Here is a 13,911-nt window from a genome sequence, read left to right on the forward strand (position 1 = left end):
TGCACCGCATGCGCCATGGCAGACGATTTGCGGTGCGACGGCTCAGCCAACAAGGCCCGGCAGCACCAGGCTCGCGCCCAACCCGATGAGCGCGGTGCCGATCACGCGATCGACGAGGCGTTGCTTCTCCAGCATCCGGCGCCGCAATGGCCCGGACGAAAAGAACAGCGCCACGATACTGAACCACACCCAGTGCGAGAACGACATGAACAGACCGTAGGCAAAGTTCGTCGTCATCGAACTGCCCGCTTGCACGACCTGGCTGTAGGTCGCCACCACGAACAGCATCGTCTTGGGATTGAGTGCATTGGTGAAGAAGCCTGTTCGAAAAGCGCTCCACAAGGACGGCGTCTCGCCTCCACCGTTGGCCAGGGCCAACTTGGAGGTGTTGAGCAACGAGCGCACCCCCAAGTAAATGAGATAAGCGGCGCCCAGCCATTTCATGGCCATGAACAACAGGGGCGATTGGGTGATGATCACGGCGATGCCGAACACGGTATAGAAAACATGCACCTGTACACCGCAGGCAATGCCCAATGCCGCGATCAGTCCACTGCGCCGCCCATAGGCATAACTGTTACGCGTGACCATGGCAAAGTCCGGGCCTGGGCTGATGACAGCCAATACGGTAATTAGGGCTACTGCCAGTAATTCGTTCATGACCACATTCCGTCAGCGTTTCTTGAAAGTAACGACCAGTACATCGCGGTGGGCAGGTCGATCGGGGTGTATCGGGATGATGGCACTGACACCGTGCCGGACCTGTGCGTCATTGAGCAGGGCAGCTTCCAGCTCATGGATCATCGAATGCCTGGCCAGCAGCCGCTGGTCGTTATCGTAGATGGACGTTTCCCCCTCCACGACATTGACCCTGTTGACCATCAGCATGAATACAAAGTCGACGCCGTCCCGGTGCACACCTTCGGGCGTGGGAGAGGCGGCTCCCGCGGACGCATCGATGCGGAACTGATGGACTTCGATATGCCATGCGCAGTGTGGCGCCAGCACATTGAAGCAGGCGCAACACAGATCCATCACCGCCGAAAAAACCAGGCCTTCGCAGAGCTCGGTCGGGATCGGGGCAAAGTGCCGGACAATGCCGCCATTGAGTGGGTTGTGCTCAGTGGTCTGGTAATGCGGTTGGTGAAGACTGGGTTGCCAGTGGCGACTGCCCTGCTCGGTGAAGAAGGTGGCGTAACGCCGGAAGCGATAGGTACCACCGTCGCCCATGAACGCGTCCTGGTCCAGATGACCCCATGAGAGTCGGAAGTCTTCCCAGCCCTGGACGAAGCCGGGTACGGCACTGTTCAGCAAGGCTGCCACCATGGGCGGTTGCAGAAAAACAAACCCATTGCGGTTTACGGTATCGCAGACTTCGGCGATCAGTGGCGTATAAAGCTGGGGAGCAAGATTGCCAATGGGCACTGCACGCTTATGAATATTGTCCATGGATTTTCTCCATTTTATTGGTCAGGTCGCCAGAATCCTCGGCAACGAGCGCCATCATGGAGTTTTGCCTGGGCTGGAAAAAACGATTTATAGTCATCGAAACCTGTGAGATTTCGTTGCCCGTATGAGCCTCCCGCCCCTCGCCTCCTTCCGTTTTTTCAACGCTGCCGCACAGACGCAGAGCTTCATCAAGGCCGCCGAGCAACTGCACGTCACGCATGGCGCCGTGAGCCGCCAGATACGCTCGTTGGAAGAGGCATTGGGCGTGGAGCTGTTCGATCGACGCAACCGTGCGGTGTTTCTCAACCATGCCGGACGTCTGCTCCATGAGGTGACCCAACCGATGTTCGAGCAGCTGGAACAGGCGGTGCGTCAGGTACAGCAGAAAGCCGGCGAAGACATTCTGGTGTTGTCCTGCGAGCCGACCATCGCAATGAAATGGCTGATTCCACGCCTGCCCGCCTTCAACAAGGCGCATCCGGACATCCAGATTCAACTGCTGGCAGCGGGCGGGCCGATCGATTTCTCTCGGTGCAGCGCAGACCTGGCCATCCGACGCGATGATTTCCACTGGGATGACTCAGTGCACAGCAGCGCGCTGTGTCCGGAATGGGTGGGCCCGGTGTGCGCGCCCAGCCTGGCCGGGCCCGCCAGTCGATTGCGCGGCGTGCACCTGCTTCGCAGCCGGACACGACCGGCGGCCTGGGAGCAGTGGTTGCGTCTGGTGCACAAAGCGGCCTGCGACGTCACGACGGTCGATTACGAACACTTCTACTTGTGCGTTCAGGCGGCTACCGCAGGGCTGGGCGTGAGCATGGCGTCGATGATGATGGTCGAAGAAGAACTGGCATCGGGCCAACTGGTCGCACCGTTCGGCTTCGTACGCGACGGGTCCGGGTATTTCCTGCTGTCGGCGCGGTCGAGCGAAGAAAGCCGGAAATGCAGGGTGTTTCGTCAATGGCTGGAGACCCAGGCGCAGGCATCGGTGGCCCAAGGGCTGCACGGCACGCCGGCCGAGACCCTCTGATCGGCTTCGTCTGGTCCTGCACGAATTAACTGCCGCCTCACCCACCTTGCGCTACGCTTTGTCTTATAACGCCCATCGAGGCTGGTTGGGCGTTCCGCTGTTCCATCAGCCTGGCGAATACAGCAGCGCTGGCATGCGTGCAAGGGGCGAACATGAAAAACCTTGGCGACATTCTGCAAATCAAGAACCTGACCGAAAGACTCCAGACCATCCTTCCATCGACGGCTGCAAAGGGCTACCTGCAAGGGGCCGGCTCCTTCGACAAGGGGCGGCCAGACTATCCCAAAGAGCTCGACAACTGGCTGCGCGAGACCATTCAGATCAAGCCGCACAGCAAATGGGACCCACCCCACACGACAGTACTCGACCTGGGTTCAGGCACCGGCAAATTCATTCCACGGATGATCGAGGCCGGGGCCGAGGTCTTCGCCGTGGAGCCGGTTGCGGCCATGCGCGAACAATTGGAACACAACTGGGGCGACAAGCCCTATGTGAAGATCCTGGAGGGGGCCGCCGAAGAGATTCCGCTCAAGAGCGGATCCGTGGATGCCGTGGTCTGTGCACACTCCTTCCATTGGTTCGCCAACGCTGCCAGCATGGCGGAAATCTACCGCGTACTGAAACCCAGAGGACGTCTGGGCATGATCTGGAACCTGCGCGATACCAGCCACGACTGGGTGCGCCAGATCGCGGACATCGTAAGCGAAGTGGCTGGAGACAGCCCACGGTTCTATACCCAGAAATGGCGGGAAGTGTTCCCTCACAATGGGTTCACACCCCTGGTGGAGAAGCAGTTCACCCACACCTACAGAGGTACGCCGGAGGACGTCATTCTCAATCGCGTGCGCTCCATCAGCTTCATCGCTGCCCTTCCCCCCGAGCAGCAGGAACCGATCTATCGGAAAGTTCGCGAGATCATCGCTACCCATCCCGATCTCAAGGACAAGCAAGACATCACCGTGCCCTACAACACGGTGGCCTTTCACACGGTCAGGTTTCTCTAGCGCCTGTAGCGAGCGGGCGGGGCCGGTCAGTGCACCGGCGTCAGCCCGCTTTCCTCGATAGCCAGCCGGGCCGCCGGCGTGCTCAGGTACTGCAGCAACGCTGCGGCCTCTTCGGGATGTGCGCTGGTACGCGTGACACCACCTGAATACAGGGTCATTTTCTGCACCGCATCGGGAATCAGACCGACGATGTCTATCCCCGGTACCGCCTTGAGTTCGCTGAGCTGCTGAAACCCCAACTGTACATCGCCCCGAGCGACAGCCGCGCCCACCGGTTCGTTGTCGACCAGGCTGCTTTTGTCGCGAAGCTGCTCGGTGAGCTTCATGCGTGGAAACAACAGGTGTGACAGGTACAGGCCGCTGGTGCTGTTGGAGTACGCCAACGAACGAGCGTCGAGCAGCGTCTTGCGGAAGGCGTCGACGCTGCCGATGTCCGGCTTGGCCTCGCCCTGGCGGACGGCCATGGCGATGAACGATTTGCCGACATCCACCCGCGGCTCGCGCTGCACTTCACCCAATTGAATGAGTTTGTTCAGAGCCGCGTCTTCGGTAAGCACCAGGTCCGCACGCTCGCCGCGCTCCAGTCGACTGGAGATCGCCATGGGGTTGTCGCCGATGGCGGGTGAAGGCAACACGGTGACTTTGACCCCAGTGGCCTTTTCATATTCGACGACGATGGTCTGCATGGCGCTGACCACACCACCGGAGCCGAGCAACGACAGCTGAACCGGTGGGGGCGCTTTCTGCGCATGGGCGGCGCTGGAGCCGAGTAATACACAAGCCAGCAGAGCGCTGGTGAGCCGTTTGGTCATGACAATATGATCCTGAAACTGAAGATGAAGCCTGGCCGATGACTGGCCAGAGGCGAAGCGAACGAGTGCGATGAAGGTCAACCGCCTCGCGAGGAATGATCAGTTTACGCGTAATCGGCCAAAAGCCAGGATCAGGTTGCCATTTAAAAAGGTGTTCTCGGGCAATTGCAACTTGGCGAAACAATTTCTGCGTGCAGTTGAGCGCTCATCCTGACAGTAGGTCTCCAGATGCATTGGCAGGATCTGTGGGATAACTGTCATTTACCCCCAGGCAATCCAGACCGATCATGCCTGCTCCAGACTGGAGTGAACGTATGCCCAACGCCCTGCCTCCCGAGTTGCAGATTTTCGACCGTCCTCTGCACGTGGTCATCCTGCTGTATCCCGGTATCGAGATCCTTGACTTCGCCGGACCTTATGAGGTGTTCAGTGTCGCCACTCGCATAGCCTTGCGCGACGGCCTGAGCGCGCATTCACCGTTCCTAATCAGCACCGTCGCCGCCAGTCGCGAACTGCTTGCTGCGCGCTACGATCTGCGGGTGCAACCCGACGCACAGTTCGATGACGAACTGCCCTGCGACGTTCTGATTGTGCCCGGAGGTGTGATCGACCAGCCCGTGAACGACCCGGACACTCTGGACTGGATACGCCGAATGGCGTCGAGGACCGGCTTGCTGACGTCGGTGTGCAGCGGGGCGTTGATTCTGGCGAAGGCGGGCCTGCTCCAGGGACACAGCGTGACCACCCATTGGGCCGACATCCAGGAGCTCCGTGAAGGCTACCCGGACCTGGACGTGCAGGAAGATGTGCCCTATGTCGATGCCGGCAGCCTGGTCACCAGTGCCGGGATTTCCGCCGGTATCGACATGAGCCTGCATCTGGTGGCGCGGCTGCTGGGCGATGATGCAGCGCGGATCACCGCCCGCCAGATGCAGTACGAATGGCGTGACCTGCCAGGCTAGGAACGATCAGCCTTGTCGGCCCTGAACATCTGGCGGATGCCACGCACGGCCTGGCGGATGCGATCCTGGTTTTCGATCAGGGCAAAGCGCACGTGATCATCGCCATAGTCACCGAATCCGATGCCGGGTGAAACGCAGACCTTGGCTTCGGCCAACAGCTTCTTGGCGAATTCGAGCGAGCCAAGATGAGCGTAGGCCTCGGGAATCTTGGCCCATACGTACATCGAAGCCTTGGGGTTTTCCACCATCCAGCCCAGCTCGTGCAAGCCTTTGACCAGCACGTTGCGCCGCTGGCGGTATTGTTCGGCGATGTCCTTCACACACTGTTGATCGCCTTCGAGCGCAGCGATGGCCGCCACCTGCAAGGGCGTGAACGTGCCGTAGTCGTGGTAGCTCTTGATCCGGGCCAGCGCGTTGACCAGTTCGGGATTGCCAACCATGAAGCCGATTCGCCATCCGGCCATGTTGTAGCTTTTGGACAGGGTGAAGAACTCGACGGCGATGTCCTTGGCGCCCGGCACCTGCATGATCGAGGGCGCCTTCCAGCCGTCGTAGACGATGTCGGCGTAGGCCAGGTCATGCACCACCAAAACGTCGTAGCGCTTGGCGAGTGCCACCACCCGCTCGAAGAAATCCAATTCCACGCACTGCGCGGTCGGGTTGGAAGGAAAGCCCAGGATCATCATCTTCGGCTTGGGAATGGATTCGCGGATCGCCCGTTCCAGCTCATTGAAAAAATCCACACCGGGCACCAGCGGCACCGAGCGCACCTGGGCGCCAGCGATCACCGCGCCATAGATATGGATCGGGTAGCTGGGGTTGGGCACCAGAACGGTATCGCCCTGGTCGAGGGTCGCCAGCATCAGGTGGGCCAGGCCCTCCTTCGAACCGATGGTGACGATGGCTTCGTCTTCAGGGTCGATATCGACCTGGTAACGGTCCTTGTACCAGCGCGAGATGGCCCGGCGCAGCCGCGGGATGCCACGCGAGGTGGAATAGCCGTGGGTGTCTTCGCGCTGGGCAACGGTGACCAGCTTGTCGACGATGTGGGGCGGCGTGGCGCCGTCGGGATTACCCATGCTCAGGTCGATGATGTCTTCGCCGCGCCGACGCGCAGCCATCTTCAATTCGGCAGTGATGTTGAATACATAAGGGGGGAGACGATCGATGCGCGCAAAGCGGCGCGGGCGAACAGGTTCGGCCATGACTTCCTCGGAGACGTAAGCGCCCGGAACCGTCCGAGCGACGTTGGCCACTGCGGTGGCCAGGTCGAACGATAATCGGGCCGATGCGGGGCTGTAAAGCGGAATATTCGGTGCGTCTTCGCAGGCAAAGGGATTCTTGTGGGTGCGGGCTCTGCCCGCGAAGGCCGCACCGCGGACCCAACCTTTGCCCCAAAAAAAACCCCGGATCTATTCGACCCGGGGCGTTTTTATCGCTGCAGCAAGATCAGTGCGCGTAAGTCAGCAACAACTCACTGGGCACCTTGAAATCCAGCGACATCATCACACTCAACGCCGTGATGGTGAAGATCGAGAACACGAACAGCTTGCGCGCCCAGACTCGATCATCAACTGCCTTGTAGCCGGTCCAGGCCATGTACAACCAGTACATGCCCATGGCCGCCGCCACTGCCAGATAGCTCATCCCGGCATAGCCACCCAGGGTCAGCATCAGCGTCGCCAGCAGGAAAGCCAGGATGTAGAGGAGGATGTGCTTCTTGGCCACCACGATACCGCGCTTCACCGGCAACACCGGAATCGAAGCTGCCAGGTAATCATTGAAGCGGAAGATCGCGATGGCATACGAATGAGGCATCTGCCACAGACTGAACATCACTAGCAGCGTCAACGCCGCCAGGTCGAAGCTGTTGCTGACTGCCACGTAACCGATCACCGGAGGCATGGCACCGGACAGGCTGCCGACCAACGTACCGTGCACCGACTTGCGCTTCAGATAGAGACTGTAGAAGCCCACATAGATCACGAAGCCGATGAGGCCGCACAACGCCGCCAGAGGATTGGCCAATGCGTACAGCATGACCATCCCGGCGACTCCGAGCAGTGTGGCGAAGATCAATGCGACCTTCACCGAAATCTGCCCCTGGACCAATGCGCGGTTCTTGGTGCGCTCCATCTTCACGTCGATGTCGCGGTCGATGCAGTTGTTGAAAGCACAGCCCGATGCCACGACCAGCGATGTACCGATCACTGTGGCCAGGAACAGCCCAATGTCGACATGCCCTTGAGAGGCCAGGAAGAACCCACCTGCCACGGAAAGCACGTTACCGAAAATGATCCCCGGTTTGGTGATTTGGATAAAGTGCTTAACGGACATGCCGGGTTCCTTACTTCGCCATCATGAAGTGATGGATGCTGAACATGATCCACAGCGACAGACCGACCAGGAACGCGATGATCAACGCCGAGAAGACGAAAGCGATCACGTTCCAGCGCTGCTCGGACGTGCGGTCCAGGTGCAGGAAGTAGACCAGGTGCACCAGCACCTGGATCACCGCGAAGATCATCACGATCCACAGGGTGGCTTCCTTGGACAAGGTGGGGAACATCACCAGGCCGAACGGAATCGCGGTCAGGATCACCGACAGCACGAAACCGATCATGTACGACTTGTAGCTGCCGTGGCTGCTACCGGCCGAAGTGGTATGAGGGTTTGCCATTTACAGAGCTCCCATCAGGTAGACGACGGTGAACACGCAGATCCAGACCACGTCCAGGAAGTGCCAGAACAGGCTCAGGCAGCTCATGCGCGTGTTGTTGGTTGCGGTCAGGCCTTTGGATTTGACCTGGGCGATCAGCACCGCCATCCAGATCAAGCCGCTGGTCACGTGCAGGCCGTGGGTACCGACCAGGGTGAAGAACCCGGTCAGGAAGCCGCTGCGCTGCGGGCCGAAGCCCTCTTCGATCAGCTTGTGGAACTCGTAGATTTCCATCGCGATGAAGCCTGCGCCCAGCAGGAAGGTCACGAACAACCACTTCATCACACCGCTTTTGTTGTTGCTGTGCAGCGCCAGCATGGCGAAGCCATAGGTGATGGAGCTGAACAGCAGCAGTGCGGTCTCGGCTGCCACGAAGGGCAGCTCGAAGATGTCGTGGCCCGACGGGCCACCGGCGACGTTGTTAACCAGTACTGCGTAGGCGGCGAAGATCGACGCGAACAGGATGCAGTCGGTCATCAGGTAGATCCAGAAACCGAAGACCGTCATGCTCCCGGAATCGTGATGATCGTGATCGTCGTGACCGTGCTCGTGTTCGTGAGCCACTTCCGCGTTTAAGGTTGCGTTAGACATTGTTTAAGCCTTCTCCACCGTGGAGTTCAGACGAGAATCAACTCGTGCAGCGTTTGCCAGGCGAGCCATGCGTTCACCTTCGATACGAGCGACTTCTTCAGCCGGTACGTAGTAGTCGATGTCGTCGTCATAGCTGCGCACGATCAGGGTGATGACCATGCCGGCCAGGCCGATCGCAGCCGCCCACCAGATGTGCCAGATGGCGGCGAAGCCCAGGATCAGACCGAAGAACGACATCAGCACGCCCATACCAGTGTTGCGCGGCATGTGGATCTGCTTGTAGTCCGCAGCGTTGGCAGTGGCTTCACCACGCTCTTTCATGCCCCAATAAGCGTCCAGATCGGAAACCACTGGCTGCTCGGCGAAGTTGTAGAACGGTGGTGGCGACGAAGTCGACCACTCCAGGGTACGGCCATCCCATGGGTCGCCCGAGACGTCCTGGTTCTTGTGACGATCGCGGATCGACACGAACAGTTGCAGCAGCATGAAGCCGATACCGGCAGCGACGAACAGTGCGCCGACGAAGGCTACATACAGCCATGGCGTCCAGTCCGGGTTGTCGGTGTGGTTCAGGCGACGGGTCATGCCCATGAAGCCCAGCACGTACAGCGGCATGAATGCCAGGTAGAAACCTACCAGCCAGCACCAGAAGGAGTACTTGCCCAGGCGCTCGTTGAGCTTGAAGCCGAAGGCTTTCGGGAACCAGAAGGTAAAACCTGCCAGGTAACCGAATACCGCACCACCGATGATCACGTTATGGAAGTGAGCGATCAGGAACAGGCTGTTGTGCAACACGAAGTCAGCACCAGGCACAGCCAGCAGAACGCCGGTCATGCCGCCGATGCTGAAGGTCACGATGAAGCCGATGGTCCACAGCATCGGAGTGGTGAACTCGATGCGGCCACGGTACATGGTGAACAGCCAGGTGAAGATCTTCACACCCGTCGGGATCGCGATCACCATCGTCATGATGCCGAAGAAGGCGTTGACGTTGGCACCCGAACCCATGGTGAAGAAGTGGTGCAGCCAGACGATGAACGAGAGCACGGTGATGGCAATGGTTGCCCATACCAGCGACACGTAACCGAACAGACGCTTGCGACAGAACGTGGACGTGACTTCCGAGAACACACCGAACGCCGGCAGGATCAGGATGTACACCTCGGGGTGACCCCAGGCCCAGAACAGGTTGACGTACATCATCGGGTTCCCACCAAGCTCGTTGGTGAAGAAGTGGAAGCCCAGATAGCGGTCAAGAGTCAGCATGAACAGTACAGCGGTGAGGATCGGGAACGATGCAGCGATCAGGACCGCGGTGCACAGGCAGTTCCAGGTGAACACCGGCATTTTCATCAGGGTCATGCCAGGCGCACGCATCTTCAGGATGGTGACGATGAAGTTGACGCCTGTCAGCAATGTACCCAGACCGGATATCTGCAGTGCCCAGATGTAGTAGTCGACACCAACCCCAGGACTGTACTGAATCCCGGCCAGCGGTGGATACGCGACCCAACCCGTCTTGCCGAACTCGCCGACCCCCAGGGAGATGTTGACCAGCAGCGCGCCGACCACGAACAGCCAGAAGCTGACCGAGTTCAGGAACGGGAAGGCCACGTCGCGTGCACCGATCTGCAACGGCACGACGATGTTCATCAGACCGATCATGAATGGCATGGCCATGAAGATGATCATGATCACACCGTGAGCGGTGAAGATCTGGTCGTAGTGCTCTGGCGGCAGGAAGCCGGTCGAGCCAGCGGTTGCGACCGCCTGTTGCGAGCGCATCATGATGGCGTCGGCGAAGCCACGCAACAGCATGACCAGGGCAACCGCGATGTACATGACGCCGATTTTCTTGTGGTCGACCGACGTGAACCACTCGGTCCACAGGTACGTCCACTTCTTGTAGTAGGTGATCAGACCGAACACCACCGCCCCGAGCAGCGCAACGACGGCAAGTGTCACCATCACTATCGGCTCGTGGAAGGGCACCGCTTCCAGACTAAGTTTACCGAACATCTTTTACTCCTCTGCCCCAGCAGCTGAATTCTTGCCCATGTCCATCCCTTCGTTCGAGGCTTGCTTCCCCTCGTGGCTGACGCCTTTACCTGGATTCATGCCTTCATACTTGTCGATGATGGTCTGGAACAGGTTTGGAACGTACGAGGAATACAGCTCGACCGGGTTTTTCTCGCTAGGTTTGGCCAGCGCTTCGTAGGTAGCTGCATCGAGCTGCTTAGGTGCGCTCTTCACTTCACTGACCCACGCATCGAAATCAGCCTGGGTCGTAGCGACTGCCTTGAACTTCATGCCGGTGAAGCCTGCGCCGCTGTAATTCGCGGAGATACCGTCGAACTCGCCGTTTTCATTGGCGATCAGGTGCAACTGCGTCTGCATGCCGGCCATCGCGTAGATCTGGCCACCCAGCTGCGGAATGAAGAACGAGTTCATGACCGAGTCGGAAGTGATGCGGAAGTTGACCGGTACGTTGGCCGGGAAGACGATCTTGTTGACCGTGGCAATGCCCTGCTCTGGATAGATGAACAGCCATTTCCAGTCCAACGCCACGACCTGGATGGTGACCGGCTTGTGCTCGGAATCCAGCGGACGGTAAGGGTCCAGGTGATGAGTCGACACGTAGGTCACGTAGCCCAGCGCGATGATGATCAGCAGCGGGATGCCCCATACCACCATTTCAATCTTGGTGGAGTGCGCCCATTCAGGCGTGTAGGTGGCTTCCTTGTTGGAGGCACGGTACTTCCAGGCGAACGCGATGGCCATGACGATGACCGGGATCACCACCAGCAACATCAGCCCGGTGGCGATGTAGATCAGGTTGCGTTCGTCGATGCCCACCTGCCCTTTCGAGTCGATCAGGGTCCACTTGCACCCGCCGAGAAAAAGCATGCCTAAAAAGGGCAGTATGCCAAACAGTCTGGGGTAACGCTTTTTACTCATCTCACGACCTCTAGAGCAGCTTGCTTCAATGCAATTGTGTTTTGGTAGCCAACACTTCGACCTGCCAAGCGCCAGCATTTATATCGGGATTGAATACGGACATGCCAGGCTCGCAGTTGCTGCGGGGTGACAAGACCGGTCTGGAACGGTGCAGCTGTCATGACTTGTGCAACCCAGAGGATTGCAGACTCTTTCCCTTGAGTGCACGGACCACTCAAGGGTTCAGCCAAGCCGTACCAACGGTATGAAAAGTGCCTGCCAATGGTGCAAAAGCGCCACTGACCTGCCCTTTTTGAGGCACCGACCTGCTGAAATTTCCGCGATTGTAGTGAGCCCGTTACCCATTGACTACGACTAATCCAGCAACAGGTATTTCCAAATTATGCAACAATCCGACGCACTTTCAAAGCCTTGCGACACGATGTCGCACCCCTGAAAACCCTTGCCAAGGCCCGTATTTTAGGGGCTTTCGCGAAATCGCCGACGACAGGTTGTCGCATCTTCGCCGTTACACGCCAAAGGCGGAATCGACTTCCGGCACGAATAATGACGAGGCCGACACCCCTGGCGCCATCAGGCGCGTGTTCGATTGCGATGGATGCCTACGGGTACAAGAATAGCCGTCATCACGAAAGCCACCAGCGCCCACTGCGCCAGCGACAGGCCGAGCACCGGCGGGTAAGGCGTGGAGCAGAACCCCTGAACCTGGAACACGCTGGGCATCAGGTCGGCCAAAGGCAAACCGTCGACGATGGGTTGCAGCGTGTCGAGACCGCAGCTCACCGAGGGGTTGGCCAACACCCACGCATGACGACCGGCAGCCGCAATGCCGCCTATGGCACTGAGCACTACCAGCCCTTCGCACACGGTCACACCGGTACGGCCGCGCATCGCCGCGCCGATGAATGCGAACAGGGCAATGAACAGCAGCGCATAGCGTTGCAGGATGCACAGCGGACAAGGCGCTTCGCCCAGGACGATCTGCATGTACAGCGCGCCGCCGATCAGGGACAGGCAGATCACGCCCAGCAATACCAGGAAACGTCGCTCGCGGTTCAGGCGCAGGTTGACTTCATTCATTGCAGCTTTCCCTTCACAGGTCAGAACGGGCAGGTTTTCGATGGGCGCCAGTCTACACGCTGGGTTGCGTGGACGACTGTAGGAAAACTCTGGAAATACGGTGTAACCGGAAATTTCTGCCAACCCGCACACAGTAGAGCGGCTGCGATTAAACCGGCATTAAGCCAGCCGTGGCAGCCAGTACGACGATCTCGTTAAAGCCTGCGCGTGTCGAGTCGATACATAGGCAACGTACTCCTTGGGCTGGTCGTTCGCCGCCCCGCATCGGCTCCATCAAGAAGGTTCACATGGCAACCCAGAACGCCCGCGCAGATTCCCTTTCGCTGCTGCTGTTCACCTTGCGCAGCGGCAAGTTGATGGCCATCAACCTGCTCAAGGTCAGCGAGATCATCCCCTGCCCTGCCCTGACCCGCCTTCCCGAGGCACACCCCCACGTCAAGGGCGTGGCAACCCTGCGAGGCCAGGCGTTGTCCGTCATCGACCTGAGCCGGGCGATCGGTGAGCAACCCTTGCTCGATCCGTCCGGCGGGTGCCTGATCGTCACGGACGTCAGTCGCTCCAAGCAGGGCCTGCACGTTCAGGCCGTCAGCCGCATAGTGCATTGCCTGAGTACCGATATCCGTCCGCCACCCTACGGCTCGGGCACCAAGTCGTTCATCACCGGGGTGACCCAGGTGGACGGTGCGCTGGTGCAGGTACTGGACATCGAGAAAGTCATCCACGGCATTGCCCCGGCACGCCTGCAGGGCGAACCCCAGCGCTTGAGCGACGCCGATGCCCGCTGCCTGGCCAACGCCAACATCCTGGTCGTGGACGACAGCCACGTGGCGTTGCAGCAGTCGCTCATCACCTTGCGCACCCTGGGCATCGAATGTCGGACCGCGCGCAGCGCCCGCGAGGCGATCGACTGCCTGCTGGAGTTGCAGGGCACCGAGGCGCAGATCAATGTGCTGGTATCGGATATCGAGATGTCGGAAATGGACGGCTACGCGCTGACCCGCACTTTGCGCGAAACACCGGACTTCAAGGATCTGTACGTTCTGCTGCACACCTCGCTGGACAGTACGATGAACAGCGAGAAGGCTCGGCTGGCCGGTGCCAATGCGGTGCTGACGAAATTCTCCTCCCCCGAACTGACCGGCTGCCTGATCACCGCAGCGCGTTTCGTCGCCGAACAGGCGCGCTGAACCCGCTGCGGCATGCATAAAGGTAGCTGCGCATGAATGCAGTCAGGTCGGCGGTGCCTGGATGAATGGGGCATGGATGCAAAGGTACCCAGGCATAATGGGTGCCCGCTTACACCGCTGAG

General features: G+C 59.4%; 15 protein-coding genes. 4 read left to right on the forward strand and 11 right to left on the reverse strand.

Annotation, left to right across the window (positions count from 1 at the left end; all coding sequences use genetic code 11):
* Positions 1-42: 42 nt before the first annotated feature.
* The 3 genes from ABMD26_RS07185 to ABMD26_RS07195 are packed head-to-tail and all read right to left on the reverse strand — an operon-like array spanning position 43 to position 1,669.
* The gene (locus ABMD26_RS07185; protein ID WP_354308755.1) at positions 43-660 is read right to left on the reverse strand and encodes a LysE family translocator; all 618 of its coding nucleotides are present in this window, start codon (positions 658-660) and stop codon (positions 43-45) included.
* A gap of 12 nt (positions 661-672) precedes the next feature.
* Positions 673-1,449 carry a 2OG-Fe dioxygenase family protein gene (locus tag ABMD26_RS07190; protein ID WP_354308757.1) on the reverse strand — a complete coding sequence of 259 codons (777 nt, stop codon included), beginning with the start codon at positions 1,447-1,449 and terminating at the stop codon, positions 673-675.
* Positions 1,433-1,669 carry a hypothetical protein gene (locus tag ABMD26_RS07195; protein ID WP_167649275.1) on the reverse strand — a complete coding sequence of 79 codons (237 nt, stop codon included), beginning with the start codon at positions 1,667-1,669 and terminating at the stop codon, positions 1,433-1,435. The genes ABMD26_RS07190 and ABMD26_RS07195 overlap by 17 nt, the downstream gene beginning before the upstream one ends.
* Between ABMD26_RS07195 and ABMD26_RS07200 the strand changes: the two genes are divergently transcribed.
* Together ABMD26_RS07200 and ABMD26_RS07205 are read left to right on the forward strand one after the other, a co-directional pair.
* Entirely contained in the window at positions 1,574-2,476 is a 903-nt protein-coding gene (locus tag ABMD26_RS07200) for a LysR substrate-binding domain-containing protein (protein WP_134721725.1), read from the forward strand. The two genes, ABMD26_RS07195 and ABMD26_RS07200, sit on opposite strands and share 96 nt — an antisense overlap.
* Before the next feature lie 152 nt (positions 2,477-2,628).
* Positions 2,629-3,480, forward strand: coding sequence for a class I SAM-dependent methyltransferase (locus ABMD26_RS07205; protein WP_134721724.1), 852 nt, complete (start codon positions 2,629-2,631; stop codon positions 3,478-3,480).
* 26 nt (positions 3,481-3,506) lie between these two features.
* Here ABMD26_RS07205 and ABMD26_RS07210 read toward each other — a convergent pair whose 3' ends face one another.
* The gene (locus tag ABMD26_RS07210) at positions 3,507-4,292 is read right to left on the reverse strand and encodes a substrate-binding domain-containing protein (RefSeq protein ID WP_049861871.1); all 786 of its coding nucleotides are present in this window, start codon (positions 4,290-4,292) and stop codon (positions 3,507-3,509) included.
* Between the two features lie 314 nt (positions 4,293-4,606).
* Between ABMD26_RS07210 and ABMD26_RS07215 the strand changes: the two genes are divergently transcribed.
* Complete coding sequence (locus tag ABMD26_RS07215; protein ID WP_134721723.1) at positions 4,607-5,254, forward strand: DJ-1/PfpI family protein; 648 nt, start codon at positions 4,607-4,609, stop codon at positions 5,252-5,254.
* Here the strand turns inward: ABMD26_RS07215 and alaC are convergent.
* The 7 genes from alaC to ABMD26_RS07250 all read right to left on the reverse strand — a co-directional run bounded on the left by alaC (position 5,251) and on the right by ABMD26_RS07250 (position 12,602).
* Positions 5,251-6,459, reverse strand: coding sequence for an alanine transaminase (gene alaC / locus ABMD26_RS07220; RefSeq protein WP_122741414.1), 1,209 nt, complete (start codon positions 6,457-6,459; stop codon positions 5,251-5,253). The genes ABMD26_RS07215 and alaC overlap by 4 nt on opposite strands.
* Before the next feature lie 244 nt (positions 6,460-6,703).
* Entirely contained in the window at positions 6,704-7,591 is an 888-nt protein-coding gene (gene cyoE / locus ABMD26_RS07225; RefSeq protein WP_049861868.1) for a heme o synthase, read from the reverse strand.
* A gap of 10 nt (positions 7,592-7,601) precedes the next feature.
* Complete coding sequence (gene cyoD / locus ABMD26_RS07230) at positions 7,602-7,934, reverse strand: cytochrome o ubiquinol oxidase subunit IV (protein ID WP_122741413.1); 333 nt, start codon at positions 7,932-7,934, stop codon at positions 7,602-7,604.
* On the reverse strand, positions 7,935-8,564 hold the full coding sequence (locus ABMD26_RS07235; RefSeq protein ID WP_122741412.1) for a cytochrome o ubiquinol oxidase subunit III: 630 nt from the start codon (positions 8,562-8,564) through the stop codon (positions 7,935-7,937).
* 3 nt (positions 8,565-8,567) lie between these two features.
* Positions 8,568-10,583: a cytochrome o ubiquinol oxidase subunit I gene (gene cyoB / locus ABMD26_RS07240; protein WP_122741411.1), complete on the reverse strand. Its 2,016-nt coding sequence runs from the start codon at positions 10,581-10,583 to the stop codon at positions 8,568-8,570.
* Between the two features lie 3 nt (positions 10,584-10,586).
* Positions 10,587-11,522 (reverse strand): ubiquinol oxidase subunit II, encoded by a 936-nt coding sequence (gene cyoA / locus ABMD26_RS07245; protein WP_122741410.1) that lies wholly within the window; start codon positions 11,520-11,522, stop codon positions 10,587-10,589.
* Positions 11,523-12,095: 573 nt separating this feature from the next.
* A complete protein-coding gene (locus ABMD26_RS07250; protein ID WP_134721722.1) occupies positions 12,096-12,602 on the reverse strand; it encodes a disulfide bond formation protein B in 507 nt (168 codons plus the stop codon).
* A 287-nt stretch (positions 12,603-12,889) separates the two neighbouring features.
* On the opposite strand from ABMD26_RS07250, the gene ABMD26_RS07255 reads away from it, so the two are divergent.
* Entirely contained in the window at positions 12,890-13,789 is a 900-nt protein-coding gene (locus ABMD26_RS07255; protein ID WP_049861862.1) for a chemotaxis protein, read from the forward strand.
* Positions 13,790-13,911 lie beyond the last annotated feature (122 nt).

This window comes from Pseudomonas sp. PvP001 (assembly GCF_040546375.1).
Classification (GTDB): Bacteria; Pseudomonadota; Gammaproteobacteria; order Pseudomonadales; family Pseudomonadaceae; genus Aquipseudomonas; species Aquipseudomonas coleopterorum.